This is a genomic window from Mycobacterium sp. PDNC021, assembly GCF_048282635.1.
GTDB classification, from domain to species: Bacteria; Actinomycetota; Actinomycetes; order Mycobacteriales; family Mycobacteriaceae; genus Mycobacterium; species Mycobacterium llatzerense.
In genome coordinates this window covers 513,564-539,736 of record NZ_CP182502.1, presented here as the reverse complement: position 1 = coordinate 539,736, position 26,173 = coordinate 513,564, and the positions used below count along the sequence as shown (strand labels likewise).

The 26,173-nt window shown below is 66.5% G+C and carries 24 protein-coding genes; 20 read left to right on the top strand and 4 right to left on the bottom strand.

The window, feature by feature from the left end; genetic code table 11:
• Positions 1-2: 2 nt before the first annotated feature.
• Complete coding sequence (locus ACNO8X_RS02460) at positions 3-1,799, top strand: acyl-CoA dehydrogenase (RefSeq protein WP_418004010.1); 1,797 nt, start codon at positions 3-5, stop codon at positions 1,797-1,799.
• Positions 1,800-1,864: 65 nt separating this feature from the next.
• On the opposite strand, the gene ACNO8X_RS02455 is transcribed toward ACNO8X_RS02460, so the two are convergent.
• The gene (locus ACNO8X_RS02455; protein ID WP_418004009.1) at positions 1,865-2,953 is read right to left on the bottom strand and encodes an alcohol dehydrogenase catalytic domain-containing protein; all 1,089 of its coding nucleotides are present in this window, start codon (positions 2,951-2,953) and stop codon (positions 1,865-1,867) included.
• Positions 2,954-2,979: 26 nt separating this feature from the next.
• Between ACNO8X_RS02455 and ACNO8X_RS02450 the strand changes: the two genes are divergently transcribed.
• On the top strand, positions 2,980-3,411 hold the full coding sequence (locus ACNO8X_RS02450; RefSeq protein WP_418004008.1) for an acyl-CoA thioesterase: 432 nt from the start codon (positions 2,980-2,982) through the stop codon (positions 3,409-3,411).
• A gap of 106 nt (positions 3,412-3,517) precedes the next feature.
• Positions 3,518-3,961 carry an SRPBCC family protein gene (locus tag ACNO8X_RS02445; protein ID WP_418004007.1) on the top strand — a complete coding sequence of 148 codons (444 nt, stop codon included), beginning with the start codon at positions 3,518-3,520 and terminating at the stop codon, positions 3,959-3,961.
• Here the strand turns inward: ACNO8X_RS02445 and ACNO8X_RS02440 are convergent.
• On the bottom strand, positions 3,958-4,644 hold the full coding sequence (locus ACNO8X_RS02440) for a GntR family transcriptional regulator (RefSeq protein ID WP_418004006.1): 687 nt from the start codon (positions 4,642-4,644) through the stop codon (positions 3,958-3,960). The genes ACNO8X_RS02445 and ACNO8X_RS02440 overlap by 4 nt on opposite strands.
• Before the next feature lie 163 nt (positions 4,645-4,807).
• Between ACNO8X_RS02440 and fadD5 the strand changes: the two genes are divergently transcribed.
• From fadD5 to ACNO8X_RS02365, 15 genes are all read left to right on the top strand, one after another.
• Complete coding sequence (gene fadD5, locus ACNO8X_RS02435) at positions 4,808-6,403, top strand: fatty-acid--CoA ligase FadD5 (RefSeq protein WP_418004005.1); 1,596 nt, start codon at positions 4,808-4,810, stop codon at positions 6,401-6,403.
• Between the two features lie 262 nt (positions 6,404-6,665).
• Positions 6,666-7,469: an MlaE family ABC transporter permease gene (locus tag ACNO8X_RS02430; protein WP_043391256.1), complete on the top strand. Its 804-nt coding sequence runs from the start codon at positions 6,666-6,668 to the stop codon at positions 7,467-7,469.
• Between the two features lie 4 nt (positions 7,470-7,473).
• Positions 7,474-8,343, top strand: coding sequence for an MlaE family ABC transporter permease (locus ACNO8X_RS02425; protein WP_043391254.1), 870 nt, complete (start codon positions 7,474-7,476; stop codon positions 8,341-8,343).
• Between the two features lie 4 nt (positions 8,344-8,347).
• Entirely contained in the window at positions 8,348-9,631 is a 1,284-nt protein-coding gene (locus ACNO8X_RS02420; RefSeq protein ID WP_418004004.1) for an MCE family protein, read from the top strand.
• Positions 9,628-10,656 (top strand): virulence factor Mce family protein, encoded by a 1,029-nt coding sequence (locus ACNO8X_RS02415; RefSeq protein ID WP_418004003.1) that lies wholly within the window; start codon positions 9,628-9,630, stop codon positions 10,654-10,656. Before ACNO8X_RS02420 ends, ACNO8X_RS02415 begins: the two co-directional genes overlap by 4 nt.
• Entirely contained in the window at positions 10,653-12,218 is a 1,566-nt protein-coding gene (locus ACNO8X_RS02410; RefSeq protein WP_418004002.1) for an MCE family protein, read from the top strand. Before ACNO8X_RS02415 ends, ACNO8X_RS02410 begins: the two co-directional genes overlap by 4 nt.
• A gap of 10 nt (positions 12,219-12,228) precedes the next feature.
• On the top strand, positions 12,229-13,842 hold the full coding sequence (locus tag ACNO8X_RS02405; protein WP_418004001.1) for a virulence factor Mce family protein: 1,614 nt from the start codon (positions 12,229-12,231) through the stop codon (positions 13,840-13,842).
• 11 nt (positions 13,843-13,853) lie between these two features.
• On the top strand, positions 13,854-15,032 hold the full coding sequence (locus ACNO8X_RS02400; RefSeq protein WP_418005743.1) for a virulence factor Mce family protein: 1,179 nt from the start codon (positions 13,854-13,856) through the stop codon (positions 15,030-15,032).
• Between the two features lie 3 nt (positions 15,033-15,035).
• Positions 15,036-16,592, top strand: a complete 1,557-nt coding sequence (locus ACNO8X_RS02395; protein ID WP_418004000.1) for an MCE family protein — start codon at positions 15,036-15,038, stop codon at positions 16,590-16,592.
• Positions 16,562-17,206, top strand: coding sequence for a hypothetical protein (locus tag ACNO8X_RS02390; protein ID WP_418003999.1), 645 nt, complete (start codon positions 16,562-16,564; stop codon positions 17,204-17,206). The genes ACNO8X_RS02395 and ACNO8X_RS02390 overlap by 31 nt, the downstream gene beginning before the upstream one ends.
• 32 nt (positions 17,207-17,238) lie before the next feature.
• Positions 17,239-18,174, top strand: coding sequence for an RDD family protein (locus ACNO8X_RS02385; protein ID WP_418003998.1), 936 nt, complete (start codon positions 17,239-17,241; stop codon positions 18,172-18,174).
• Positions 18,174-18,737, top strand: a complete 564-nt coding sequence (locus ACNO8X_RS02380) for a mammalian cell entry protein (protein WP_418003997.1) — start codon at positions 18,174-18,176, stop codon at positions 18,735-18,737. Before ACNO8X_RS02385 ends, ACNO8X_RS02380 begins: the two co-directional genes overlap by 1 nt.
• Entirely contained in the window at positions 18,704-19,534 is an 831-nt protein-coding gene (locus ACNO8X_RS02375) for a mammalian cell entry protein (RefSeq protein ID WP_418003996.1), read from the top strand. Before ACNO8X_RS02380 ends, ACNO8X_RS02375 begins: the two co-directional genes overlap by 34 nt.
• A gap of 491 nt (positions 19,535-20,025) precedes the next feature.
• Positions 20,026-22,383: a hypothetical protein gene (locus ACNO8X_RS02370; protein ID WP_418003995.1), complete on the top strand. Its 2,358-nt coding sequence runs from the start codon at positions 20,026-20,028 to the stop codon at positions 22,381-22,383.
• A gap of 353 nt (positions 22,384-22,736) precedes the next feature.
• The gene (locus tag ACNO8X_RS02365) at positions 22,737-23,165 is read left to right on the top strand and encodes a hypothetical protein (protein WP_418003994.1); all 429 of its coding nucleotides are present in this window, start codon (positions 22,737-22,739) and stop codon (positions 23,163-23,165) included.
• Positions 23,166-23,176: 11 nt separating this feature from the next.
• Here ACNO8X_RS02365 and ACNO8X_RS02360 read toward each other — a convergent pair whose 3' ends face one another.
• Both ACNO8X_RS02360 and ACNO8X_RS02355 read right to left on the bottom strand, forming a co-directional pair.
• Positions 23,177-24,283: a phosphodiester glycosidase family protein gene (locus ACNO8X_RS02360; RefSeq protein ID WP_418003993.1), complete on the bottom strand. Its 1,107-nt coding sequence runs from the start codon at positions 24,281-24,283 to the stop codon at positions 23,177-23,179.
• Positions 24,284-24,453: 170 nt separating this feature from the next.
• A complete protein-coding gene (locus ACNO8X_RS02355) occupies positions 24,454-25,212 on the bottom strand; it encodes a pirin family protein (RefSeq protein WP_418003992.1) in 759 nt (252 codons plus the stop codon).
• A gap of 76 nt (positions 25,213-25,288) precedes the next feature.
• On the opposite strand from ACNO8X_RS02355, the gene ACNO8X_RS02350 reads away from it, so the two are divergent.
• The gene (locus ACNO8X_RS02350; protein WP_418003991.1) at positions 25,289-25,723 is read left to right on the top strand and encodes a MarR family winged helix-turn-helix transcriptional regulator; all 435 of its coding nucleotides are present in this window, start codon (positions 25,289-25,291) and stop codon (positions 25,721-25,723) included.
• Positions 25,724-25,792: 69 nt separating this feature from the next.
• Positions 25,793-26,173, top strand: coding sequence for a hypothetical protein (locus ACNO8X_RS02345; protein WP_418003990.1), 381 nt, complete (start codon positions 25,793-25,795; stop codon positions 26,171-26,173).

The following is a 26,173-nucleotide window of genomic DNA, read 5'->3' as shown; positions in this document are numbered from 1 at the left end:
CGATGAAATCTCTGCTGCTGTCCCGACGAGACCTCGACTTCCTGCTGTACGAGTGGCTGAAGGTCGACGAGCTGACCGCTCGCAAGCGGTTCGCCGACCATTCGCGCGAGACCTTCGACGGGGTCCTGGACCTCAGCGAGCAGCTGGCCGAACGCTACTTCGCGCCGCACAACAAGAAGAGCGACGCCAACGAGCCGACCTTCGACGGGCAGACCGTCACCATGGTCCCCGAGGTCAAAGAGGCCTGGGACGCGTTCGTCGCGGCCGACCTGATCGGCATGTCGATGGAAGAGTCCGTCGGTGGGGCGCAACTGCCCGCGGTCGTCGCGCAGGCGGCGTTCGCCTGGATCGCCGCCGCCAACGTGTCGACGTCGGGCTACCTGATGCTGACCATCGCCAACGCCAATCTGCTGACCAAGTTCGGTACGCCCGAGCAGATCGAGACCTACGTCAAACCCATGCTGGCCGGCCGCTTTTCGGGCACCATGGCGCTCTCGGAGACCCAGGCCGGGTCGTCGCTGGCCGACGTGGCCACCCGCGCCGAACCGCAAGACGACGGCACCTATCGGCTGTTCGGATCCAAGATGTGGATTTCGGGCGCCGAGCACGAGATCACCGACAACATCGTCAACCTGGTGCTGGCCAAGCTTCCGGGTGGACCTGCCGGCACCAAGGGCATCTCGCTGTTCATCGTGCCCAAGTGCCTGGTGAACGCCGACGGGTCGGTCGGCGAGCGCAACGACGTCGCGATCGCGGGCCTGAACCACAAGATGGGGCAGCGCGGCGTCACCAACACCGTACTGAATTTCGGTGACACGCAATTCAATCCGGGCGGCGAGAATGGCGCGGTCGGTTATCTGGTGGGCGAGCCGCACCGCGGCATCGTCTACATGTTCCAGATGATGAACGAGGCCCGGCTGGCCGTCGGCATGGGTGCGGTGGCGCTGGGCTACACGGGTTACCTCAAGTCGGTGCAGTACGCGCGGGAGCGGCCGCAGGGCCGCCCGCTGGACGTCAAGGACCCGACGACGCCGCAGGTGCCCATCGTCGAGCATCCTGACGTCCGGCGAATGCTGTTGGCACAGAAGGCCTATGTCGAAGGGGGGCTGGCCCTGGGCCTGTACTGCGCGCGACTGGTGGACGTGCAGCACAGCGCGGAGTCGGACGCCGAGGCTGACGCGGCCGGGCTGTTGATCGACATCCTGACCCCGATCGGCAAGAGCTGGCCGTCGCAGTGGTGCCTGGAGGCCAACAACCTGGCGATCCAGGTGCACGGCGGGTACGGCTACACCCGCGAATACGATGTCGAGCAGCATTACCGGGACAACCGGCTGAACCCGATCCACGAGGGCACCAACGGCATCCAGAGCCTGGACCTGTTGGGCCGCAAGGTGACTCAGCGTGGCGGAGCCAGCCTGGCAGCGCTGGGGCAGGTCATCTCGGAGACGGTCCGGGCGGCGAACGAACTGGGCGGCGATGGCGCCGAACTGGCGGGCGCGCTGGATGCGTCGTGGCAGCGGCTGGTCGCCGTGACCACCGGCATGTTCGGTTCGGGCGATATTCCCGCCGTGATGGCCAACAGCCACGTCTACCTGGAAGCGTTCGGGCACATCGTGGTGGCGTGGTTGTGGCTGGAGCAGTTCGTGGCCGCCGCGGGTAAGGACGGCGACTTCTACGACGGCAAGCGGCAGGCCGCCCGGTACTTCTTCCGGTTCGAATTGCCCAAGACCGCACCGCAACTGGACCTACTCGAATCGCTCGACCGCACCACGCTGGAGATGCGGGACGGCTGGTTCTAGCCGTCGAACGTGAACTAGATTGCGAAGATTCGGCGAATTCACGCGATCTACTTCACGTTCGGCGACTAGAACTCAACGATCTGGCGCACCGCACGTCCGTCGGCCAGGGCGTCCATGCCGGTGTTGATGTCGTCGAGGGAAATGGTGTCGGACACCAGCTTCTCGACAGGCAGCCGTCCGGACCGCCACAGCTCGATGAAGCGCGGGATGTCCCGGGCCGGCACCGCCGATCCGAGATAGCTGCCGATCAGGGAGCGACCGTCGGCGACCAAAGCCAAGGGCGACACCGTGATTCGCGCATCGGGGTGCGGCAGCCCGACCGTGATGGTCTTGCCGCCGGGTGCGGTCATGCCGATCGCGGTTTCGAGCGCGGCAGGATGGCCGGCGGCTTCGATGACCACATCGGCCTTGAGGTCGCCGGGATCGGTGACGGCGTCGTGCGCGCCGAGTGCGCGAGCCTGCTCGAGCTTGTCGGGCAACCGGTCCACCGCGACGACGCGGACGTCGTCGTGCGCCAGCGCGGTGAGCATCGCGGCCATCCCGACCCCGCCCATACCCACGATGGCCACTGTCTGGCCCGGTTTCGGTTGTCCGGCGTTGAGCACCGCGCCGCCGCCCGTCAGTACCGCGCAGCCGAGCAGCGAAGCAACGACCGCGGGTACATCACTGTCCACCGGAACCACCGAACGGCGGTCCACCACCGCGTACGTCGCGAAGGCGGAGACCCCGAGGTGATGCAGAACTGTTGTGCCGCTTCGGGATAACCGCGTCGCACCGCCGAGTAGCGTGCCCGCGCCGTTGGCGGCGCTGCCCGGGATGCAGGGCGCCAGGCCGTTCGTCGCGCAGGACCGGCACGCCCCGCAGCGCGGTAGGAACGTCATGACCACCCGTTGGCCGACGGCCAAATCAGAAGTGCCGCCGACCTCTTCGACGATGCCGGCAGCCTCGTGGCCGAGCAGCATGGGAACCGGTCGGACCCGGTTGCCGTCCACCACCGACAGATCGGAATGACACAGCCCGGCGGCCTCGATGCGGACCAGCACTTCGCCGTCGCCCGGCGCGGCCAGATCCAGTTCACTGATCGTGAGCGGCCGCGATTCGGCGTACGGGCGGGGCCGCCCGATCTCCTCGAGTACGGCACCGCGAATCTTCATGGCCTCAGCCTGACAGACTGGCCGCCATGGAGCAGGCACTGACCACCGCGGACTTTCCGGTGCACTGGCCCGTGCAGACCCGGTGGACCGACAACGACATGTTCGGCCACCTCAACAACGCGGTCTACTACGAGCTGTTCGACACCGCGATCAACGCATGGATCAACACCACGCGCGACGTCGACCCGGTGGCAGCACCGTGGCTTGGGGTGGTCGCCGAATCGGGTTGCCGCTACTTCGCCGAGCTGAAGTTCCCGTCGCAGCTGGTGGTCGGGCTCGCGGTGAGCCGGCTGGGCAACAGCAGCGTCACCTACCGGACCGGGTTGTGGGCGGACGGCGACGGCACACCTGCCGCGGTCGGCAGCTGGGTGCACGTCTACGTCGACCGCGACACCCGTCGTCCGGTTCCCATCCCGGCTCCCATCCGGGAGCTGCTGGAGACCGCCGTCGCGCGTTGAGCCTGTACTCAGGGCGGGAAATGCCGAGAGACGTGCGCCCTCAGTTCAGGGTCAACGGCTACACGCGCGGGATCGACGGAATAGCGGCCTCGATATGCTCTGGCCCATGCCGATCGTGAGCAAGACCGTCGAGGTCGCCGCACCAGCAGCGCAGATCCTGGGGATCGTCGCCGACTTCGAGGCCTACCCGCAGTGGAACGAAGAGGTCACCGGCTGCTGGATCCTGCACCGCTACGACGACGGCCGGCCCAGCCAGCTCCGTCTGGACACCAAGATTCAGGGCATGGACGGCTCCTACATCCAGGCCGTCTACTACCCGGGTGACGGCCAGATTCAGACCGTCATGCAGCAGGGCAACCTGTTCTCCAAGCAGGAGCAGCTGTTCTCCGTGGTCGACCTCGGGGCGAGCGCCCTGCTGACCGTCGACATGGACGTCGAGGTCGATATGCCGGGTATCCCGGCGATGATGGTCAAGAAGGTCGTGGGCGACGCGCTCGATCACCTGGCCGGCAACCTGAAGACGCGCGCCGAGCAGCTCGCCGCCAACTAGCCCGGCCACAACCCGAGCTCGTCCAGCCGCCCGGTCAACCGCTCGGCGGCGTCGTCGAACTGGCGGCGGGTCTGCCGGACGACCTCGTCGATGTCCTTGTCCCGCAAGGCCGTAATCAACTCCCGGTGATTGGCCACCGCCGCTGCACCCCATTGCGGGTCGGCGGCGTAGATGCGGACCGGCAGGTACCGGGCCGCGTGCAGCAGGAACCACGCCAGCTTGGTCCGGCCCGCGGCGCGGTTGAACTCCTTGTGGAACAGGAACTCCGCCAGAGCGATCGCGTCGACGTCGCCCGCCGCGACGGCATCGGCGAGTTCGTCGGTGAGCCGGTCGAGTTCGGCGATGCCGGGTTCGGTGATCCGCCGGGCCGCGTTCGCGGCGATCTCGGTGGCGATGGTGGCCTGCAACCAGAAGATGTCGGTGATGTCGTCGCGGGTGAACGCGGACACCACGTGACCGCGGTTGGGCTCGAGCTGGACCATGCCCTCGCCGCGCAGGGTGCGCAGTGCCTCGCGGACCGGCGTGATGCTCACGCCGAGTGCGGCGGCGGTCTCGTCGAGCCGGACGAAGGTGCCCGGCCGCAGCGTGCCCGACATGATCGCCGTTCGGAGATGGGCTGCCACCTCGTCGGACAGCTGTTCGCGCCGGCGCAGGCCGGGCAGCGGTTTCGCCGAGACGTTCACGGCATTCCTTCGGGTGGGCGGGGCAGGGGTACCCGGAGGTTGTCCGGATGGTGGGGTCGTCCTATTGTGACGGCGGCAACACTATATTTGATCAAATATCAGCATCGCTTGTCGCGACCATTCCATTTCCGCTGCGATGCCGATCGAGACACAGGAGTAGACCGTGTCATCCGCAGCACTCGAGCAGCCCTACCTGGCCCGTCGGCAGAACTGGACCACTCACCTCGCCCGCCACGCCCTCATGCAGCCGGAGGCGACCGCGCTGCGGTTCGTCGGCCAGACGGTCACCTGGGGTGAACTGGAGCGACGCGTCACCAAGCTCGCGGGAGCCCTGAGCCGTCGAGGGGTCGGCTTCGGCGACCGCGTGCTGATCCTGATGCTGAACCGCACCGAATACGTCGAGGCGTTCCTGGCCGCCAACCTCCTCGGCGCCATCGCGGTCCCGGTCAACTTCCGCATGACCCCGCCCGAGATCGCCTACCTGGTTCGGGACTGCGACCCGAAAGCCGTGATCACCGAGCAGGTGCTCGCCCCGGTCGCCACCGCGGTGCGGGAGCTGGAACCGTCGCTGGGCACCGTGATCGTCGCCGGCGGCGCGACCGACGGCGGCGTGCTGGGCTACGAGGACGTGCTCGCCGAGGAGGGAGCGCCACCCGCACCGGTCGATATCCCCGAGGACTCACCGGCGCTGATCATGTACACCTCGGGGACCACCGGATATCCCAAGGGTGCGGTGCTCACGCACGTCAACATCATGGGCCAGGGCATGACGGGCCTGTTCACCATCGCGCCGGACATCAACAACGACGTCGGCTTCATCGGTGTGCCGTTCTTCCACATCGCCGGCATCGGCAACATGATCAGCGGCCTGCTGCTGGGCCTGCCGACGGTGATCTACCCGCTCGGTGCGTTCGACCCCGGCGCCCTGCTCGACGTGCTGGAAGCCGAGGGCGTCTCGGCGATCTTCCTGGTCCCGGCGCAGTGGCAGGCGGTGTGCGCGGCGCAGCAGGCCCGGCCCCGCGACGTGAAACTGCGGGTGTTGTCGTGGGGTGCCGCGCCGGCGTCGGACACTCTTCTGAGGGAGATGGCGTCGACGTTCCCCGGCGCGCAGATCTTTGCTGCGTTCGGTCAGACCGAGATGTCGCCGGTGACGTGCATGCTGCTGAGCCAGGACGCGCTGCGGAAGCTGGGATCGGTCGGACGGGTCATCCCGACCGTCGCCGCCCGCGTCGTCGACGACAACATGAACGACGTTCCAGTGGGCCAGGTCGGGGAGATCGTGTACCGGGCCCCAACTCTCATGGCCGGGTACTGGAACAACCCGAAAGCGACAGCCGAGGCGTTCGCCGGCGGTTGGTTCCATTCCGGTGACTTGGTTCGCCAGGACGACGAGGGTTACATCTGGGTCGTCGACCGTAAAAAGGACATGATTATTTCCGGCGGCGAAAATATTTACTGCGCAGAAGTAGAGAACATTCTGGCCGCGCATCCCGCGATAACCGAAGTCGCGGTCATCGGGCGCCCGCATGAAAAGTGGGGTGAGGTGCCGGTCGCGGTCGTTGCTGTGACGCCGAATACCAACGCCGAGAGTGAAAGTGCCCTGACCCTGGCGGATCTCGATGATTTCCTGACCGAACGACTGGCGCGGTACAAACACCCGAAAGCGCTGGAAATCGTCGACGCATTGCCCCGAAATCCTTCTGGCAAGGTCCTTAAAACGGAACTCCGCGAGCGGTTCGGTGATACAAGTGTGTCGTAAGCGTGGCAAGTGACGTCGCGCTGAGAAATTCGACCACCTGAGTGGAGGGCGGATGTGCCCATGTCGCGTTTGCTGAAACTGAACGCAATTATCCCTCGGTTGGGTCACGGGGTACGCGGTGTATCGGGTACTCTCCTGTGGTCCGTCTTACTACTCGGGAGTAGCGAGACGGAAATCACTCAGTTTGTGCTAGGGGCTAAGGAGGGGGCGTGCCACGCGTGAAACCGCGGAACGGCCGTATTCCGGAAGGGATGGCTGATCGGTGACAGCCTCAGACAACACCTTGGTCGGTTATCTCAAGGACCAGCTGGACAAGCCATTTACCAAGATCGGTGGCTTCGTCAAGATGTGCATCTTGACCTTCAAGGCGCTGGTCTCCCGGCCCTTCCAGTGGAAGGAGTTCGTCCTTCAGTGCTGGTTCCTGATCCGGGTGGCCTTCTTGCCCACGCTGGCGGTCTCCATCCCGCTGACGGTGCTCATCATCTTCACGCTGAACATCCTGCTCGCGGAGTTCGGTGCGGCTGACGTCTCCGGCGCCGGTGCCGCCCTGGGTGCGGTCACCCAGCTGGGTCCACTGGTGACGGTGCTGGTGGTCGCCGGCGCGGGGTCGACGGCCATCTGCGCCGACCTCGGCGCCCGGACCGTGCGTGAAGAGATCGACGCCATGGAGGTGCTGGGTATCGATCCGATCGAGCGCCTGGTGGTGCCCCGCGTGGTCGCCTCCACGTTCGTCGCCTTCATGCTCAACGGCGCGGTGATCATCATCGGTCTGGTCGGTGGCTACTTCTTCGGTGTCTACATCCAGAACGTCAACGCCGGCGCCTACGTCTCGACGCTGACGCTGCTGACGGGCTTCCCCGAGGTCGTGATCTCGGTACTCAAGGCCACCATCTTCGGTCTGATCGCCGGCCTGGTCGGCTGCTTCCGCGGGCTCACCGTGGCGGGCGGCTCCAAGGGTGTCGGTACCGCGGTGAACGAGACGCTGGTCCTCTGCGTCATCGCGCTGTTCGGGGTCAACGTGGTGCTGACCACGATCGGTGTCAAGTTCGGAACGCAGGCCGGGTAGCGATATGAGTACATCGACAGTTCTCCGGGGCCGGTTTCCCCGCGCCTTCTCCAAGGTCGCCGAAATCGGCGCCGCGCCGGCCCGGCTGTTCGACAGCCTGGGCCACGTCGCGGTCTTCGTGGTTTCGGCAGTCGGGCACATTCCGCACGCGTTCCGCTACTACCGCAAAGAGGTATTGCGCCTCATCGCCGAGGTCGGCATGGGTACCGGCGCCATGGCCGTCATCGGCGGCACGGTCGCGATCATCGGCTTCGTCACCCTGGCCGCCGGCTCCCTGATCGCCATCCAGGGCTTTGCCTCCCTGGGCAACATCGGTGTCGCGGCCTTCACCGGCTTCTTCGCCGCATTGGCCAACATCCGCGTCGTCGCTCCGGTCGTGACCGGTCAGGCCCTGGCCGCGACGGTCGGCGCCGGCGCCACCGCCGAGCTCGGCGCCATGCGCATCAGTGAGGAGGTCGACGCGCTCGAGGTCATGGGCGTCAAGTCCCTGTCCTTCCTGGTGTCGACCCGGCTGATCGCCGGCATGGTCGTCATCGTGCCGCTGTACGCGATGGCGATCCTGCTGTCGTTCCTGTCGGCCCAGCTGGTCACGACGCTGTTCTACGGACAGTCAGTCGGTACCTACGAGCACTACTTCCACACCTTCCTCCGCGTCGACGACGTCATGTGGTCGTTCCTCGAGGTCATCATCATGTCGGTGGTCGTGCTCCTCAACCACGCCTACTTCGGCTACTACGCCAGCGGCGGTGCCGTCGGCGTGGGTGAAGCGGTGGGACGCTCGATGCGCACCTCCCTGATCTCGATCGTCACGGTCGTCCTGCTCTTCTCGTTGGCGCTTTACGGCACCGACCCGAACTTCAACCTGACGGTGTGACGCGATGACGAACTCAATGCCGACCCCACCCGTTGCCGAGGGCCAGGTCCACGCCGAGCTCAACAAGGACCGGACGCCGCCGTACAAGATCGCCGGCGTGATCCTGGCGCTCGTCTCCGCGCTGGTCTTGGCCCTGACCTGGGCCCAGTTCCGCGGGTATTTCGAGACCAAGGCCCAGCTGTACGTCTTGACGCCGCGTTCCGGCCTCTCCATGGATCCCGGTTCGAAGGCCACCTACAACGGCGTGCCGATCGGCCGCGTGAAGGATGTCCAGGTCGTCGGCCACGCCGGTCAGCGGCCGGAAGCCCGGTTGGTGCTCAACATCGACCCGCAGTACCTGAACCTGCTGCCCAAGAACGTCGACGTGAAGCTGTTGGCCACCACGGCCTTCGGCAACAAGTACGTCTCGTTCACCTCACCGTCGAACCCGGCGTCGCAGCGCCTGCGGGGCGGCGACACCCTCGATGTGTCCAATTGCTCGCCGCCGACGCCGCCGACCGCGTGCGTCACCACGGAGTTCAACACGCTGTTCGAGACCATCACCGCGATCTCCGAGCAGGTCGACCCGATCAAGCTGAACGCGACGCTGACCGCGGCCGCTCAGGCGCTCGACGGGCTGGGTGACAAGTTCGGTCAGTCGCTGGTCAACGGCAATACGATCCTGGCCGACCTGAACCAGCGGATGCCGACCTTCCGGCACGACACCAAGGCGATCGCCGACCTGACCGAGGTGTACGCCCAGGCGTCGCCGGATCTGTGGGACGGCCTCAAGAGTGCCGTGACCACCGAGCGCACTTTGAACGACCAGCGCGGCAACATCGACCAGGCGCTGATGTCGGCGGTCGGGTTCGGCAACACCGGTGGCGACATCCTCGAGCGTGGCGGCCCCTACCTGGTCCGCGGCGCGCAGGACCTGTTGCCGACCGCCCGGGTGCTGGACAAGTACGCCCCTGAGCTCGACTGCCTCTTCCGCGGCTTCGCCGCCGGTGCGCCGGCCGCGGCCAAGGGCCTGGGTGGCAACGGCTACTCGCTGGTGACCCACACCGAGCTCGTCGGTGCGGCCAACCAGTACGTGTACCCGGACAACCTCCCGCGGATCAACGCCTCCGGCGGTCCGATGGGTCGCCCGGGTTGCTGGACGGTCACGAAGGACATCCTCCCGATGCCCTACATGGTGATGGACACTGGCGCGTCGATCGCGCCGTACAACCACTTCGGTCTCGGCTCGCCATTCGCGTCCGAATACGTCTGGGGTCGTCAAGACGGGGAGAACACGATCAACCCATGAGCATCAAGGGCACGGCGTTCAAACTCGCCATCTTCTCCGCGGTCCTGCTGGCTTTCACCGCAGGCATCTTCATCGTGTTCGGTCAGTTCCGGTTCAGCCGGAACAACGAATACTTCGCGATCTTCGACAACACGAGTGGCCTCAAGGCCGATCAGTTCGTGCGCGCCTTCGGCGTCGAGGTCGGCAAGGTCACCGAGGTCGAGCTGATCCCCGCCGGCAAGGTACGGGTGCACTTCAACGTCGACAAGTCGGTTCCGCTGTACCAGCAGACCGCGGCGCACATCCGCTACCAGGACCTGCTCGGCAACCGGTTCCTGGACCTCACCCGCGGCGACAGCAACCAGGTACTGCCGCCAGGCGGCACCATCCCGGTCGAGCGCACCGAACCCGCCTTGGACCTCGATGCGCTGGTCGGTGGCTTCCGGCCGCTGTTCCGTTCGCTGGATCCGCAGAAGGTCAACACCATCGCCTCGTCGATCGTCACGATCTTCCAGGGCGAGGGCGGCACCATCAACAACATCCTGGACCAGACCGCGCAGTTCACCTCGACGGTCGGTGAGCAGGACCAGGCCATCGGTGAGGTCATCAAGAACCTCAACACGGTGCTGAACACCACGGTCAAGCACCAGAAGCAGTTCGACGACACGCTGAAGAACTTCGAGGCGCTGGTGACAGGGCTGAAGAACCGCTCCGACCCGATCGCCGACTCGGTCGCGAACATCAGCAACGCCGCCGGCTCCCTCGGCGACCTGCTGGGCGATAACCGCCCGCTGCTGCACGACACCCTCGGCTACCTCGAGACCACGCAGCAGTCGCTGGTCGACCAGAAGGAACAGCTCAACGACACCCTGCAGAAGGTGCCGCAGGCGCTGAAGATTCTGGGCCGCTCCGGCGGTGTCTACGGCGACTTCTTCAACTTCTACGTCTGCGACATCGAGTTGAAGATGAACGGTCTGCAGCCCGGTGGGCCGGTGCGCACGGTCAAGCTCACAAACCAGCCGTCCGGAAGGTGCACGCCGAAGTGAGGACCATAGAGGGATCCGACCGGGTCCGCAGGGGCATGATGGGCCTCGCCGCCGTTGCGCTGGTCACCGCGGTCGGAGCGTCCGTCACCAGCGTGCCGATGCTGTTCGCGGCGCCGACGTACTACGGCCAGTTCACCGACACCGGCGGCCTCGTCGTGGGTGACTTCGTCCGCATCGACGGCGTCAACGTCGGTCAGGTCAAGACCATGGACATCGACCGCGACAAGGTGATCATCGGCTTCCAGATCGGCACCAACACCATCGGTTCGGACAGCCGTGCGCTGATCAAGACCGAGACCATCCTCGGCCGCAAAGCCATCGAGATCGAGCCCAAGGGCACCCACAAGCTGCCGCCGCGGGGCGTCCTGCCGCTCGGTCAGACGTCCACGCCGTACCAGATCTACGACGCGATCTTCGACGTCACCCGTGCCTCGCAGGGCTGGGACACCAAGACGATCAAGGACTCGCTCAACGTGCTGTCCGAGACCGCCGACCAGACGTCGCCGCACCTGACCGCGGCGCTCGAAGGCGTGCAGAAGCTCTCGGAGACCATCGGTAAGCGCGATGACGAGGTCCGGTCGCTGCTGGCCAACGCCAACAAGATCGCGACGGTCCTCAGCGACCGCAGTGGTCAGGTCAACGCGCTGCTGGTCAACGCCCAGACGCTGCTGCACGCCCTGAACCAGCGCGGCGAGGCCGTCGGCCTGTTGCTCGAGCGGGTCTCCAAGGTGTCGAACCAACTCCAGGCGACCATCGACGAGAACCCGAACATCAACCACGTGCTGGAGCAGCTCCGGACCATCAGCGACATCCTCGTCGCCCGCAAGCAGGACCTGTCCGACACGCTGGTGTCGGCGGGCAAGTTTGTGGCCTCGCTGTCGGAGGCCATCGCATCGGGCCCGTACTTCAAGGTCATGGTCGAGAACATCCTGCCGCCGCAGCTCATGCAGCCGTTCGTGGACGCCGCGTTCAAGAAGCGCGGACTGAACCCCGAAGACTTCTGGCGCAGCGCCGGCCTGCCCGAGGCCCAGTGGCCGGATCCCAACGGCACGCGCTTCGCCAACGGTGCGCCGCCGCCGGCTCCGCCCAAGCTCGAAGGCACACCGGAGCACCCCGGCCCCGCGGTGCCTCCCGGCTCGCCGTGCTCGTACACCCCGGGCGCCGGTGCCGACCCGTCGCCGGCCGATCCGCTGCCGTGCTCGCACCTCAGCGTCGGCCCGTTCGGCGGGCCCGATTACGCCCCGCCGAACGTCGTCTCCTCGGCACCGAACCCGGCCGGTGTGCCCACCGGCCCGGGGGTGCCGTCGGCCGCCTTCCCGGGACAACCGGCAGAGAACGTGCCCGGTACTCCGGTGCCGTTGCCGCCCGCTCCCGTCGGTGCCCGGACGGTTCCGCTGACGCCGCAGCCTGGCGACAGCGACATTGCTCCAGGATTCGCTCCGATCCCTGGGCCGCTGATCGCCCCGCCGGCGCCGCCGGGGCCGGGTCCCAACGCAGCACCGGCTGGTACCGCGCCGCTGCCGGGTAACCCGCCGTTCCTCCCGCCTGGGTCGCAAGGATAGGGCCGCCACGATGTCGACTGTTTTCAACATCCGAAACATCAAGAAGCCGAACCTGTCTCGCGGGACGCTCATCGGCGGTGCCGTCGCGCTCGTGGTGATCGTGCTCGCCGGTTTCTTCGGGCTGCAGGCATACCGCAAGCTCACCACCACCACGGTGACGGCGTACTTCCCTGAGGTGCTCGCGCTGTACCCGGGCGACAAGATCCTCATCATGGGGGTCGAGGTCGGCGCCATCGACACGCTCGATACGCACGACGGCAAGATGAAGGTCGTCTTCCACTACTCGAACAAGTACAAGGTGCCGCAGAACGCGTCCGCCTCGGTGCTGAACCCGAGTCTGGTGGCGTCCCGCGTCATCCAGCTGTCCCCGCCGTACACCGGTGGGCCGGTCATGGAGGACGGCGCGGTCATCCCGATCGAGCGCACCCAGATTCCGATCGAGTACGACGAGCTGCGCAACCAGCTGACCCGCATCCTCGCCGAGCTCGGTCCGACCAAGGAACAGCCCAAGGGCCCGTTCGGCGACATCATCGAGTCGTTCGCCAACGGCTTCGAGGGCAAGGGCGCGCAGATCAACAAGACCCTCAAGGGCCTGTCTGATGCGGTGAACACCCTCAACCAGGGCCGCGGTGACTTCATCCAGGTGATCAAGAGCCTGGCGGTCTTCGTCAACGCGCTGCACAAGAGTGACCAGCAGTTCGTCTCGCTGAACAACGACCTGGCCTCGTTCACCAACAAGTTCACCAACACCGACCAGGAACTGGCCACTGCGCTCAAGGACCTGAACAAGGTGATGGCGACGACCCGCACCTTCCTGGACAAGAACGGCAGCGTCCTCGCTCACGACATCAACAACGTGTCCGAGGCGACGACGGCCATCCTGCAGCCGGAGCCGCGGGACGGTCTGGAGCGGGCGCTACACGCCTACCCGAACTTCCTGGCCAACCTCGAGAACATCTACTCGCCGGCCACCGGCGGTCTGATCGCCTCCGGTGTGCTCCCGGGCATCACGAACTTTTCGAACCCGCTGCAGTTCATCTGCAGCTCGATCCAGGCCGGCAGCCGGTTGGGCTACCAGGACTCCGCTGAACTGTGCGCGCAGTACCTGGCGCCGGTCATGGACGCGATCAAGTTCAACTACCTGCCGTTCGGCATCAACATGGCGACGACCGCCATGACGCTGCCGAAGCTGGTCACCTACTCGGAGCCGCGTCTGCAGCCCCCGGGCGGCTTCAAGGACACCACCGTGCCCGGTGTGTTCTCGCGCGACACCCCGTGGTCGCACGGTCAGCACGAGGCGGGCTGGATCACCGCTCCCGGTATGCAGGGGCTCAAGGTCGGTCAGTCGACGCAGGACCTGCTGACCCCGGAGTCGCTGAGTGAGCTGATGGGCGGGCCGGACATCATTCCGCCGACCGGTGGCGTCAACATGGCGGGTCCGCCGGATGCCTATAACGAGAACAGCCCGCTGCCCCCGCCGTGGTACCCGCAGCCGGGACCGGTCTCGCCGCCGCGACCGGGTAACGATCCGAGCCCGATGAGTGCCATGGCACCTGGGCCTGCCCCAGGACCGGCGCCCGCGCCGGCCGGACCCGCCCTTCCTGCCGAAGTTGGAGGCCAATGATGACCGGGTCCATGGGGCCGAAGTCACCCTCGGCAAATTCGCGGCACCGCCGCGCGTGGGCGCGTAACGCCCGCCGGGTCGGCGTGTTGTCGGCCGCGGCGCTGGTGCTCAGCTCCTGCGGCTGGCGCGGTATCGCCAACGTGCCACTGCCCGGTGGTCCGGGCACGGTGGACGGCCACTCGACGATCTACATCCAGATGCCGGAAACGTTGGGCCTCAACGCCAACAGCCGGGTCCGGGTGGCGGACGTGTTCATCGGGCGCGTCCGGTCGATCGAGCTGAAGAACTGGGTTCCCACCTTGACGGTGGATCTGAACCCCGGCATCCACCTGCCGCGCAACGTCCAGGCCAAGATCGGTCAGACCAGCTTGCTGGGTTCGCAGCACGTTGAACTGGACGAGCCGGCGAACCCGTCGTCGCAGCAGCTGAAAAACGGCGACACCATCGAGCTGAAGAACTCGTCGGCCTTCCCGACCATCGAGCGGACGCTGGCGGGTATCTCCGGCATCCTGACCGGCGGCGGTGTGCCGAACATCGAGAAGATCCAGTCCGAGGTCTACAACATCCTCAACGGGCGCGCGGATCAGATCAAAGAGTTCCTGCACCGGCTGGACACCTTCACCGACGAGCTCAACCAGCAGCGTGACGACATCACGCGGGCGATCCGGTCGAGTGACACGCTGTTGAAGGTGGTGGCTGACCGCAACGACACCCTGGACCGGGTGCTGACCGAGACGCCGCCGCTGATCGAACACTTCAACAAGACCCAGGACCTGTTCACCAACGCGGTGCTGGCGCTGGGCCGGTTGTCGAAGGCTGCTGACACGACGCTGTCGAACAGCAACGCCAACATCCACACCAACCTGGCGACGTTGCAGCGGGCGCTCAAGCAGATCGCCAAGACGTCACCGAACCTGGTGCCGGCCATGAAGCTGCTGTTCACGCTGCCGTTCCCGATCGACAACATCCCGAAGGTCATCCGCGGCGATTACATGAACATCTCGCTGCACCTCGACCTGACGCTGAGTGCGATCGACAACGGCATCCTGACCGGCACCGGCCTGTCGGGTATGGCCCGCGCCCTGGAGCAGTCGTGGGGCCGCGATCCGGCGACGATGATCCCGGATGTCCGATTCACCCCGAACCCGGCCACCGCGCCGGGCGGGCCGCGAGTGGAAAGGGGGGAGTGACCGATGCTCACCCGGTTTCTGAAGATGCAGTTGGTGATCTTCAGCCTCCTGACGGTGGCCGCGCTCGTCGGCCTGTCCCTGATCTACCTGCAGTTGCCGACCTACCTCGGGGTGGGCATGTACCGGCTGTACGCCGACCTGCCGAACTCGGCCGGTCTGTACAAGACGGCCAACGTCACCTACCAGGGCATCACCATCGGCAAGGTGCTGGCGGTGGAGCCGACGGAGACCGGCGCCCGCATCAAGATGGACATCGACGACAAGTACAAGATTCCGGTGGACTCGGTCGCGAACGTCCACTCGGTGTCGGCGGTCGGTGAGCAGTTCATCGACCTGGTGTCGCCCGGTAACCCCAGCCAGGTGTTCAAGGAAGGCCAGACCATCACCAAGGGCACGGTGCCCAAGGAAGTCGGTCCGGCACTCGATTCGGCCGAGAACGGCCTGAAGGCGCTGCCCAAGGAGAAGATCGGGGCACTGCTCGACTACACCGCGGAGGCCGTCGGCGGGCTCGGTCCGTCACTGCAGCACCTCATCGACGGCACCCAGGCGCTGGCGGGGGACTTCAAGGACAACATCGGTTCGGTCGACGACATCATCCAGAACTCGGCGCCGATCCTCGACAGCCAGGTCAAGTCCGGTGACGCCATCTCGCGGTGGGCCCGGAACCTGAACGTGCTGGCCGGGCAGTCGGCCCAGCAGGACGCGGCGCTGCGTGGTGCCATCCAGCAGGGTGCGCCGACGGCTGATCAGCTCAACGCGGTGTTCGGCGAGGTCCGGGACGCGTTGCCGCAGTCGCTGGCCAACGTCGAGATCGTCCTGGACATGCTGAAGCGGTACAACAAGGGCCTCGAGCAGGTGCTCGTGGTGCTGCCGATGGCCGGTCCGATCGTCGACTCGCTGACCGCGGTCTACGAGAAGGAACTCCCGATCAACCTGGCGCTGGGCATCAACCAGCCGCCGCCCTGCCTCACCGGCTTCCTGCCGGCGTCGCAGTGGCGTTCACCGGCGGACACGTCGACCGCGCCGCTGGAATCTGGCCTGTACTGCAAGATTCCGAAGGACGCCCAGAACACGGTCCGCGGTTCGCGCAACCTGCCGTGTGTGGATGCACCGGCCAAGCGCGCGGCGAGCCCGATGGAGTGCCGCGACAACAAGCCGTACGAGCCGCTGGGCACCAACCCGTGGTACGGCACCCCGGATCAGATCGTGAACTGCCCGGCCCCGGCCGCCCGCTGTGATCAGCCTGTCGATCCGGGCAAGGTGATCCCGGCACCGTCGATCAACAACGGGATGAACCCGTTGCCGGCCAACATGCTGCCGCCCCCGGAGCGGGCGTCGGCTCCGTCCAGTGACCCGATCAGTGCACCGGGACAAGGCACCGTCGCCTGCAGTGGACAGCAACCCAACCCGTGCATCTACACTCCGGCACCAGGACCAGAGGCCACCTACAACCCGCAGAGCGGTCAAGTGGTCGGACCGAATGGTGTGAAGTATTCGGTCAGTAACTCGAGCAACCCAGGAGACGACGGATGGAAGGAGATGCTGGCACCAGCCAGCTGAACCCCACCGATGAGCAGGACGTCACGTCGCAGGACGTGGTGACGACAGAGCCGTCTGCCGAGGAATCGATCGAGGAGCCGGGCGTACCCGGTGAATCTGAGGGTGCACAGCGCCCCGCCCGGATCGGGCGGGGCATTGCCCTGACGGTGTGCGTGGTGCTCGTGGCCCTCGCTGCCGCAGTTGGCGCGGGCGGCTGGTTCGCGCTCAAGTCACATCGGGAGAGCCAGACGCTCGCGGCGAACGAGACAGCCGCGATCGCTGCGGCCAAGGACTGCGTGACGGCCACCCAGGCCCCGGACACGTCGGCGATGATCGCTGCCCAGACCAAGATCATCGAGTGCGCCACCGGTGCGTACGCGACACAGGCCTCGTTCATGAGTGGCATCACGCTGGAGGCGTACAAGGCCGCCAACGTGCAGGTGCAGATCTCGCAGATGCGGGCCGCCGTCGAGAAGCACAACGACGACGGATCCATGGACGTCCTGGTGGCGGTGCGCGTGAAGATCAGCAACAGCGCCGAGAAGGACAAGGAAGTCGGCTACCGGATGCGGGCGCAGATGGCGCCGGTCGACGGGAAGTACAAGGTGGCCAAGCTCGACCAGGTCACCTCGTGACGGTTGGTCACGAGACGACGAGTACCGAGTCAGTGAGCACCGAGTCCGAGTTCGAACCGGCCCCGGAGCTGGCCTCCTGGCCGGCGCGGGCCGGTGCCTTCGCGCTGGACGTCGTGCTGGGTGTGGCGGTCATCGCCGTGATGGCGCTGCTGGGCTACGCCGCTCGGGCTGATTGGACGCTGTGGGTGTACGCCGCGGTGGCGACGCTGGCAGCGGCCGCGATCCTGGTGAACCGGTGGCTGCTGCCGTCGATGACGGGGTGGAGCCTGGGCCGTTCGCTGTTCTCGATCCGGGTGGAGCGGGTCCCGGACGGCGTCCCCGCGGGTATGGGCCGGCTCATTGTGCGGGACTTTGCGCATCTGCTGGACACCGTCGCGGTGCTGCTGGGCTGGCTGTGGCCGCTGTGGGATCCGCGGCACCGCACGTTCGCAGATCTGTTGCTGCACACCGAAGTTCGCGTTGCGCCGGCTCCCGAACACGACACCGGTCGGCGGGCGGGGCAGGTGCTCGCGGCCGGTGCGCTGGTCTGTGTGGCGGCGGTGGGACTGAGTTACGGCGTGCAGTTCCGGCACGATCGCGCGGTCAACGAGACGCGGCACCAGATTTCCGAGCAGGGCCCCAGGATCGTCGAGCACGTACTGAGCTACGGCGTCGATACGTATCAGAACGACTTCAAGACCGCCCAGGCCTTGGTCACCGACGGCTACCGCGACCAGCTGGTCAAGCAGCAGCAGGTGGTGAGCAAGAAGCCGACGACCAACCAGTACTACGCGGTGAGCAGCGCGATCCTGAGCGCCGGCACCGACCAGGCCTCGATGCTGCTCGCGCTGCAGGGCCAGCGCGGCGTCGACACCAACTCGCTCCGGTTCATCACCGCCACCGTGCGGGTCGACTTCGTGAAGTCGCGTGACGGTAAGTGGCTGCTGTCTAATCTGACGGTCCTCAAGAGTCCGCGGGGAGGACGCTGATGAGCCCGCGCCGCAAGATCGATGCCGCCGAGCGTTTCGTCGCCGGGGACTACTTCAAGGCCGTGGCGGCTGCGCCCGGTCGGCTGGTGCTGACTGTCATTGCCTGCGTCACAACGGTTTTGGTGATCGCCGCGATCGCGTCCAGCACTTACCTGGTGGTCCAGCACGAGAAGGACGTGGCGAGTCAGGCCAAGTCGGCGGCCGTGCTGGGTTACGTGGAGGAGTTCATGAAGGGCTTCACCGCGGTCGACCCGTTCCACGCCAACGCCTACGTCGAACGCATCGCGGGGCAGGCCACCGGCGACTTCGCCAAGCAGTTCAAGGACAAGCACGACCAGATCCTGATGCAGGTGGCGCGCGCGCAGCCTGCGGAGGGGGCCGTCGAAGACGCGGGTGTGCAACGGTGGAATGACGACGGCAGCGCTGACGTGCTGATCGCGATGAAGCTGACGACGACGACGCCGGACGGCAACGCGACCGTGGAAAGCGGATCGCGTTGGGTGGTAACGGCTACGCAGGAAGGGCAGCAGTGGAAGATCAGCCGCATGAATCCGGTGATGTGACCCCCGGGGAGTCTGTGGCCGACGCTCCGCAGGGGACGGCCGACGCGCCGCAGGGCAAGGCTGCCCGGCGTCGGCATCGCCTGCCCCGGCATCAGACCGCCGACACCGCGCCTGCGGAAGACGTAGCCGCCGACGACACCGATGCCCCGGCCGATGTGGCTGACGAGGCTGACGATAAGCCGGAAGATGCTGCCGCCCAGGATGATTCGGCAACCGAGACGGTTGACGAGGTAGCGGCAGACGAGGCCGAAACGGCCCCGGTCGTGCTGGTGCCGCACCGTCCTGCCGGGCGCAAGCTACTGGCCGCGGGTGTGGTGGCGGCGGCGTTGTTCGTCGGCGCCACGGCGTTCGCGGGTGCCGCGGTACAGCCGTATCTGGCCGATCGTGCCCTGGTGCAGAACAAGTTCGAGGTCGCCAAGACCGCGGCCGCGGCGGTGACCACGCTGTGGTCGTACTCGCCGAACGACATGGACAAGCTGGCGGACCGTGCGCAGCAGTACCTGACCGGCGGCTTCGCCGAGGAGTACCGCAAGTTCGTCGATTCGATCGTCGCGAGCAACAAGCAGGCCCAGGTCACCAACCAGACCAAGGTGATGGGCACAGCGGTGGAAAGTATCGGTGCAAATGAGGCGACCGCCATCGTCTACACCAACTCGGTCGCGACCAGCCCGCTGACGAAGGGCATCCCCTCGCTGCGGTACTTGTCGTACCGACTGAGCTTGAAGCGTTCCGGCGCCGATTGGAAGGTCAGTCAGATGAGTGCCCTGACCAAATTGGATCTGACGCCGCAGCTGTAGCCGCGGGCCTTGTTGGGCGTGTTTGCCTGAGTGGGCGCGCACTGCCTGTCAGCACACTGTGAACCAGCCGCCTTCGCCTCGTGGCGAAGGCGGGGGCGGCCGCTGCCCGCGCATCGACTATGGCCTGAATCACGTTCGGACCTGCGGTGGGCGTCTGTCACAGTGACCGTGCGCGTCAATATTTGCCAAGACGCGGCCCTGGCGGGAGGGTCCGCCACCAATCTGCCAGCAAACTATTTTCCCGAAACGAAAATTAGCTGACTGCCCGGTGTTCACCTGGCAGTGCGGGCTCCGTTCGCCTGTTTGCCAGATTTGGGAAAGCGGCAGGTCAAGGCGGGTGTTGGAGCTGCGATGCATTAATGTTACCGTCCGGTTGATAACCGATTGTGGCGGCTGAGGGGACGAGGCAAATGGCTGTTACGCATCTGGCTGGGCGTGTTCAAGCAAAGCGGGCGGCATTGCTGGGGGTGACTGCCGCAACAGTTACCGCGATGACGGTCACGGCGTCGGTACCGAACCCGCCGGCCCCCAGGGTGGTGCCGGCGTCGCACTCGGCCGTCAACCTGTCCGCGTTCACCACGCCGTTCCCGAAGCCGGGCGTGCTGCCCGACATCACCTTCGGCGTCGGCAACGCCGCGTACAACCTGGCGCAGAGCGGCGTCGAAGCGCTGCTCCCGCCACTGGTCCAGGCGCTCAGCGGCGTCGGTGGCCTCAGCGGCCTGAACCTCACCAACCTCATCAACCAGCTGCCGAAGAATCTGCTGAGCCAGATTCTCGATGCGCTGCCGATCAAGCTGACGCCGCTGCTCAACGCGGCGCTGGGCCCGCTCCTCACGGGCGCGCTGGTCCCGCTGCTGAGCGCGCTGGGCATCATGGACGCCCAGGGCAACGTCACCCTCAGCGGTCTGCTGGACGTGCTGGGCATCCACCTGGACAACATCCTCGACTTGAGTGATTTGGACATCCCGGGCGTCAACATCGTCACCGCCGGACCGGTGTTCACGCTGCTGAAGATCGCGGGCCTGGACCTGGGCTGGACCCCGGGCACCGCGAACGCGATCGCGAACGAGATCAACAACACCGACTACCTCGAGGTCGGCGCCATGGGCCTGATCAACGAGGTGCTGGACCGGGCCTCGAACCTCGGCGGCCTGGGCCCGCTGATCAGCGCCCTGCAGGTGGTGATCAACACCGTGGGCGGTGCCATCGGCCTGGACAACCTGGACCTGATCGACGTGCGCGTGCCGCTCAGCGTCGGCTTCGGACTCGGCGCGTTCTCCATGGGCCAGGCGTACTCGAAGGTGCTGGCGGACCTGTCGAACCAGCCGGGTGGCACCACGCACGCCGGAGCCAGCCCGGTCCTCGGCAGCCTCACCGTTCTGCCGATGATCCTGCTGAACAACCTGGGCCGCGCCAACGGCGGCCTGCTGGCGCGCTTCTACCCGCTGGGCGATCTGCTGGGCATCAACCTGATCACCCCGGATGTTGCGGCAGCGCACAGTGGCGGCATCCCGCTGCTGAACACCGGGTTGTCGATCGGCGGCGCGAACCTGTTGCCGATCAAGGTCGACGCCACCCTCGAATACCAGCCGTTCTCGGACCTGGCGGCCTGGCCCAACCCGTTCAGCCTGGCCAACAACCTGGTTGCCGGAACCCTGCCGACCTACCTGCTTCGCGGCATCTCCACCGCCACGCTGACCAACCAGCTGACCACTCAGCTCGGCGCCCTCGCCGGTGGTCTGCTGACCGGAAATCCGTTGGCCGTCAACATCTATCTGACGATCCCGACCAACACGCTGCCGTTGATGGAGCCGATGTACCTGACCGGCGACGTGCTGAACATGGTCAGCTTCGGCACGCTGGGCAGCCCCGTCTACAAGTTGGCCAATGCACTCGCCCCGGCCATGACCAGCCTGGTGAACCTGGGCTACACCGACGTGGTGCGCAACCCGGACGGCACCTACAGCCGCACCCTGAACGACCCCGGCACCCCGACGCCGTTCTTCTCGTTCCCGAACGTCAACTGGCAGAAGGTGCCGGCGGACATCATGAACTCGCTGGTGGCGGGGTTCAAGAAGGAATTCTTCAGCGCCAACCCGACGGATGCGCCGGACAACGCGGTCGAGGCATTGCTCAAGCTGCTCACCGGCGGCAAGCTCAACGGCTTCAATCCGCTCGGCGGCTTGGCCGGCACGGTGCAGAACCTGCTCAAGAGCGTGCTGGGCACGGTGGGCGGCCTCACGCAGGGCGCGACGATCAACTCGCTGGCGGCGAAGGAGGGCGTCGTCAGCCCGACGGCCGCGACCGACATTCCGTCGACCACTCCGAAGCTGCAGTCGCTTTCTGCCGGCCTCACCGGGCTCACCGGCTCGAGCAAGAAGGACGGCAAGCAGTCCACCGAGCAGACGGCAGCCGAGAAGGACAAGACCGGCACCGAGCCTGCCGCCGAGGACCCGAAGACCGACCCGAAGGCCGACCCGAAGACGGAGCCCAAGGCGGAGGACACCAAGACCGAGCCGAAGACCGACCCGAAGTCCGACACCAAGACGGGCACCGAGGAGTCCTCGGGCAAGCACGCCGCCGAGGAAGGTACCCCGTCCACGCCGGACAGCGGCAAGAAGCCGAAGCACGCCGCTGACGATGCGGACGGCACGTCGGCCGCGAGCAAGGACAAGAAGGACAAGAAGGCCGACAAGCCCGCGAAGGCCGCCAAGGACAAGTCCGAGAAGGCGACCAAGGCCGACACCTCGGACAAGGCCGACGGCCCGAAGACCAAGCGGCAGAAGAAGGATGGCGCCGCGAAGGCGAGCTCCGGCACCGGCGGTGGCTCCGCCGCACACGCCGGCTGACACACGGCAACAAAGACGCCCGACGTGACTCCACGTCGGGCGTTTTTGTTTCTCCGCCGGTCCTACCCGGCGGGTGTACGCAGTGCCCGATCGCGGGGTGAAGTACGTCAGTGCAATCGTGGCCGCGATGTGCTGATGGTTGTTGCGCTCAAGGACCTCTGATGCCCGGAAAAGGTACCTGGGTTCAATCAGACGAGCGGCGCGCGCCTGGTGATTGAAGCTACGTATTTCTCTGGCCGGGGTCTGCGCAACGACTTGCTGGGCACGCTGATCGGTCTCGCGCAGGTCCGGCGAGCAGCTTGCCGGCGGCGAACGCCGGCGCCGTCAGTGCGCCGGTCGTAACCGTGATTCCGTTGACCGCTCCGAGGCCGGCGCTGCTGTCTTTCAACTCGGCCGGTGTCAGGGACCTGCCCGCGAAGAACGAAAACCACGGCCCGGAACAGTCGGCGGGCAACAACGACAAGGCCGACGAGCAGCTGGCCCAGCAGCCACAGGAACAGACCAAGGCTGACCCCGACGGCGAGCCCAAGACAGAAGAGCCCGAGGCCGATACGGAGGCCGATCCCCAGGCCGATCCGCAGGCACGCCGGGAAGCGTTCGATCTCGAGACCGATGACGGGAGGTCGGTGTCGGCGCCGGACGGCGCGGAGGATGAGCCGCATCAGGCCGCGGGCCGAGACGGGACGTCCCGGGCCGGCAGCCCCAAGCCCGAGCAGCAGTCGAAAAGCGCTGGCGCCGAGGCTGATTCCGGTGCCGAGAGCGGCACCGGTGGAGTGGCCTGACGCCTGACGCCTCAAGCGAAGCCGAGCCAGCCGGGTAGCGCGCGTTCGCGCGAGTCGCATAGGACCGCTGGGGTGTCGCAGGAACCGCGCGGGGTGCCGGACCCGGCCCAGCGGCCTCCGGTGTCGCGCCGCAGCACGATGGCCGACGAGCCACCGCCGTCCAGGAGGATGGCGGTGTCGCTGCCTAGTGCCCGGAACAGATCCTGAATCTGGTCGGGGGTGTAGCTACCGCCCTGGAAGATGTACATCTCGTCGCGGCTCCGCACGTAGGCCAGTGCGGTGCGGGCGGCGCTGGGGCCGCCGTCGTTCAATTGGCTGGTGTCGCCTGGTGCCAGTAGGCCGATGCCGCTGACCGCGACGAAACGGGCGCCCTGGTTCACCAGATTGTTGATCGCTCCGGTCGCGGCGTTGAAATCGTTTGTGCTGCTGGGAGTTATCACGTACGGGGCGCCGTCGGACGGGATGATCATGGTGCTCAGCGCGGTCCAGATCTCATTGCCGCCGGACAGGCCCTGTTTACCGGCATAGGGGATGGTGCCGGTGACCGCGGCGTTGGCGCGGCCCTGGCCGCGGGTGTTGTCGACGTAGGCGCCGAGCGGCGAGCTACATCCCGTGGAGGTCCACGACCCGCCCTGCTGACCGCGGATGTCGAAGAAGTTGGCGTTCACCGCGATGGTGGGCCGGCCCAGCGCCTGCCAGGCTTCCAGCGGCGTGAAGATCTCGGAGGCCTGAAACAGTCCTTCGCCGGTGCGGGCGCGGGGATCGCGCTCGCAGCGGGACTGGATGCCGCGGTGGGAGTCGACGAGTAGCCGCGGGTTCATGCGTTGGGACGCCGCTTTGATGACGGTCAGGTGCCCGCCGTTGCCCGATTCGTACCAGTTGCCCGCGGCGTTGAGCAGTGGTGCGGGATGGTCGCCGCCGAAGTTGTAGACCAGGAAGCTGCCGCGGTAGTTGGTGATGGCGTTGACCAGCAGAGCGCGGCCGTCGGCGGCGTGCGCCGCCGGTACTCCGATGGTGCCGACCAGGCCGGCGGTCAGGGTCAGAAGCGCTGTGCGCCTGAGGATTTTCCGTGCGCGACGGAAGGTGTCGCGTCGGGGAATCGGCCCGAGAAACGACATTGTGGCCCTTCCTCCGGTCCGATACAACGACCTTCAGCGTAGCCACAGCAAACACTCTGTCAACTTTGGTCACGCCCGCATCACGGGGCGGTGACGGTTGAATCACCTTGGTGGACAGTGCAATTGGCCCCGCCGCCGACCGGGGCCGGGGCGGGGCCAACTGCGCTGGGCTATGAGCCGGACAGATCGGTGTGCATTTCCCACACCAGGATCTCGGCCGGCGTGGTGGCGGTGACGCGCTGCCCGCCCGACGCGGTGAGCCGCACCGCGTCACCTTCCTGCAGCGGTCCGGCGCCCTCGAGCGCGACCTCGCCACGCGCCACGAACAGGTGCAGGTACTTCGCCGACGGCAGTTCGACACTGTCGCCCGGCTCCAGCCGGGCGCCGTGCAGTGCGGCGTTGCGCTGGCCGATGGTGATGGCGGTGTCATTGGAATGGCCGGGCATGCCCGAGGCGATGGTGACGAGCTTGCCGCGCAGCAGTTCGTCGTCGATCTCCAGCTGCTGGTAGCCGGGCGTCTTGCCGGACTCATCGGGAACCACCCACATCTGGACGAAATGCACGGGTTCGCTGTGTGATTCGGCTCCGGTGAGGCGCCAGGAGTCGTTCTTCTCCGAATGTAGGATGCCGCGTCCGGCTGACATTCGTTGGGCCAGTCCGGGGTAGATGACGCCGGAGTTGCCGGTCGAGTCCTGGTGGACAAGCGACCCGCGCAGCACCCAGGTGACGATCTCCATGTCGCGGTGCGGATGGGTCTCGAACCCCGAGCCGGGGGCGACGCGGTCGTCGTTGTTCACCAGCAGCAGGCCGTGGTGGGTGTTGTCCGGGTCGTAGTGACCGCCGAAGGAGAACGAGTGCTTGGAATCCAGCCACGAGATGCGGGTGGCGTCGCGGTCGGCGGCGCGCCGGATGTCGACTGTTTCGGCCATGTGGTCCCCTGTCGTTGTCGGTGAGCTTAGGTGTCGCTACTGGACGGCACAACATAAATGATGTGTCATATATTTCATGTGGCTGACCGACGACCAGCAGGACCTGTGGCGCGCGTATCTGGCGATGAGTGGCCGATTGCAGACGGAGCTCAACCGGCAGCTGCAGCGCGATCACGGGCTGTCGCTGGCGGACTACGACGTACTGGTCGCGCTCAGCGAGCTACCGGACTGCCGGATGGGTGAGCTCGGTGCCCATCTGGGGTGGGAGCAGAGCCGGGTGTCCCACCAGCTGACGCGCATGCGGTCCCGCGGTCTGATCGAGCGATCCGGGTCCGCGGATGACCGGCGCGCCGCCGTGGTCACCCTCACCGCGGGCGGGCGGGATGCGCTCGAGGCTGCCGCGCCCGGGCACGCCGAGTTGGTGCGTTCGGTGGTGTTCGACGGCATGAGCCGATCGCAGGCGGACGCGTTGCGGCGGTGGACCGCGACGGTCCTGGGGCGGTTGTCCTGAGCGGACCCTGTGAGTCGGAGCGAATTCGCGGCTACAGTAGGGACCGTCGGGTTTGCGGGGAGGATTCACGTGAAACATTCAGTCGCCGCCGTTGTGACGGGGGGCGCGCTGATGGCCGGGCTGGTGTCGTTGCCGGCTCCGCAGGCGCATGCCGAACGCTGCGTGCCGGTGGACGGTACACCGATGGTGCTCAAGCGGGAAAAGAGCTTCGGCATCGGCAAAGACCTCCAGCTCCTCAGGACCTTTACCTATACCGATGGCATGGTGAACTGGACCATCGAGCAGTCCGGCGGCATCAAGAACAACACCGGTTTCGGCTTCGGCGCGCGGATCAACCAGGTGTACATCCCGGAACTGGATTCGAGTGGATCGGTACCGGGCAACCCCGGTGACTGGGTGAACATCGATAGTTGGCACTTCCACGAGCGGGTCCTGATCTGCCCGCAGTAG